The sequence below is a fragment of the Rheinheimera baltica DSM 14885 genome (genome assembly GCF_000425345.1).
Lineage (GTDB): Bacteria > Pseudomonadota > Gammaproteobacteria > Enterobacterales > Alteromonadaceae > Alishewanella > Alishewanella baltica.
Genome location: NZ_AUDG01000114.1, coordinates 1 through 2,061, shown reverse-complemented (window position 1 = coordinate 2,061; position 2,061 = coordinate 1). Strand labels below are relative to the sequence as shown.

Annotated in this window: 3 protein-coding genes; 2 read left to right on the top strand and 1 reads right to left on the bottom strand. The window is 42.2% G+C overall.

Annotation, left to right across the window (positions count from 1 at the left end; translation table 11 throughout):
- Positions 1-785: 785 nt before the first annotated feature.
- Both H595_RS0119500 and H595_RS0119495 read left to right on the top strand, forming a co-directional pair.
- Positions 786-983 (top strand): hypothetical protein, encoded by a 198-nt coding sequence (locus H595_RS0119500; protein WP_027672641.1) that lies wholly within the window; start codon positions 786-788, stop codon positions 981-983.
- 21 nt (positions 984-1,004) lie between these two features.
- A complete protein-coding gene (locus tag H595_RS0119495) occupies positions 1,005-1,757 on the top strand; it encodes a hypothetical protein (protein WP_027672640.1) in 753 nt (250 codons plus the stop codon).
- Positions 1,758-1,836: 79 nt separating this feature from the next.
- On the opposite strand, the gene H595_RS24030 is transcribed toward H595_RS0119495, so the two are convergent.
- Positions 1,837-1,989: a hypothetical protein gene (locus H595_RS24030; RefSeq protein WP_420876340.1), complete on the bottom strand. Its 153-nt coding sequence runs from the start codon at positions 1,987-1,989 to the stop codon at positions 1,837-1,839.
- Positions 1,990-2,061 lie beyond the last annotated feature (72 nt).

Here is a 2,061-nt window from a genome sequence, read left to right as displayed (position 1 = left end):
AGTGGCGCAGTACCTTGCGCCACTGCAAACACTTGCTAGATACAACGAGTTACAACATTGAATGCGGGGGCTAAATTCGTGGGGATCCCTCAGGCACAAATCAAATTTCTGCAACTTCAACCGATTAAAAACATTTAAATTTCAATGCCTTGGGCCTTAAGGACATACGTATGAGAGTTTCCAAATTTAGCCTAACAATCCGTTTTCAAAGGCTGCCCGCCCGTAAGTCGAACATTTTCCTGCCTTCATTCATGATGTTTACTCATACCAAACTAACGCTGATGTACCTCTACTTCAACAGATTTTTCTAAAATCAGTAAATTTGCGTCCGACAAAATTTATACAAGCAGTACGCTAGTTGTTCTTGAATTTACTCAAGCACGATATCTGGAAATTTAACCCGTGTTTTGAGCCAACAAATGAGTGATTATCTGTGTTTTGCCACAACACATTGATCCGCTTTTGGCACAGAACCGATATGCGCTTTGAGCGATTAGGAGACAGTCGACGATGCTCACTGCTATCAATAGTTTACTGAGAATGCAGCCGTTCGAGGATTCGCTCTTAAACAACTGCTTCAGTTCCAAAAACAGGCCTTTCTTCGGCTCTGATACCATTGATTCCTTTTCAGAACCGCTTCCTTTAAAGTCCATTAAAGACAACTAAACATATCGTTGATTTAGTATTTGACACAAACAATTACATCTGTAATCGTTGCTGGTATATCTATCTAAAGTGCATAAAGAACGGACTTCGCACTTGGCGACACTTACGAATTCGTGTCCGTGCCCAAAATTAACAATAATATCCACTTGATCCGTGGTGATGCCGATTCTGTAAGTCAGGAAGAGCTGCAAGCATGGCAGGAGTTGTTTTTCGGCACAGTGGAATATGATGAGGTTGCCGGTGGGCACTTTCACGTTATTGACGATGCGGCGCAAATTACTGCAAAAGTTAATCAATCCATCGCGGGCCTCATATAATCATTAAGTAAAGGCAGATTTATGAACGCATACTTATTTGGAAAATTAAAACGTATCACCTTTCGCCCGCTGCTGTTGAGCTTAATAGCACTACTGTCTGGCTGCGCGACCAACACGGTTTACTTACACACCTATGAGATTGAGCAGGAAGAAATAGACAAAATAGTCGCGTCCCTGAAAGAAAAAGAGTTCGAAGTGGAGGTTTCAGATCGGATCCCTCCCATACTAAAGTTCGGTAATTTTATTATCTATCCCCGAGATCCAGGGGATAACGAACCGCTCGTGAAGATTTTAGATGCCATTGGCGAGCATGGTTACAACACTAATTTAATCGCTCAAAGCAGAGTGAGAAACCACTACTATACAAAAAAAACTAATATTGGCCTATATCTGATAAACCCTCGCGTTGAGTTACTCTCCGCTCAGCAACAGCTGGAAACCGAATTTGCTTTTAATTTAACGGATGTGATTTTCTCAAGCACAAACTGTATATCCCTATTTTCTCTGGAGTTTGGAAAAGATAATACGGCGATTATTCGGCAGACCACGCCGAAGAGCAACGACAAGTGGACATTTCAATGGCAGCAAGCTGAAGACACCATCACCATCATTGTTGATGATAAAACAATTAACTATACCTTAGAGAAAGACTACAAAAGGTCGGGAAACCGAAGTGATCTGCTTTTAACGTTTTTTCCGGGCAACGCATTAGCCCTTGGAATAAGCGAACCTTTCGCTTGCAAATATGAAAGCACAATCCATCTGGTTGACTGATGCATTGCCAGATTTCTCGTGCTCTCAAGGGAGTATGTAAAATGTTCTGTGTAAGTGGCTTTGTCATATCGATACATGCTCACCGTACATGATTTATCACCGGTTTCCAGTCCCTAAGTGGTATTGTCCACTTCTTCGCAATTTGATGTAAGGTCTGGTACAGCAGTTTTAGCACAGCTTCGTCGTTCGGGAATGAACGTCTGCTTTTGGCCCAGGCTGTGTAAAAACTCATATTTTCCGCTCTTTCAGCGGTTCGCCAGTATGCACTGTTAGTGCCTCGCTGAAATAATGAGTGTGCGTTTTA